Raw genomic sequence first — 273 nt, 5'->3', positions numbered from 1 at the left:
TGCGCTGTGGCGTAGTGCAGGCGACCGGATCAAATGTGCAGTGGCCAGAACGGCACTGGAGACCTTCAAGCAACGGATCCGGGAACTGACACGCAGATCGAGCGGGCGAAGCCTGCCGGAAGTAGCGGAAAGGCTGAAGGCGTATATACCGGGCTGGAAGGCGTACTTCCAGCTGGCGCAGACGCCGCAGGTGTTCCGCGAACTCGACAAGTGGATCAGGCACCGGCTGCGAGCTTTGCAGCTCAAGCACTGGCGCAGGGGGACGACGATGTA

1 protein-coding gene is annotated in these 273 nt (G+C 61.9%); it reads left to right on the top strand.

All coding sequences use genetic code 11. From position 1 onward, the window contains the following. Positions 1-273: group II intron maturase-specific domain-containing protein (locus ACV229_RS40915; RefSeq protein ID WP_448088709.1), on the top strand; the 273-nt coding region annotated here is incomplete at both ends.

This window comes from Burkholderia sp. MR1-5-21, from assembly GCF_053427715.1.
Note: the sequence above shows the minus strand (reverse complement) of the source record. Positions and strands in the feature narration are given on the sequence as shown.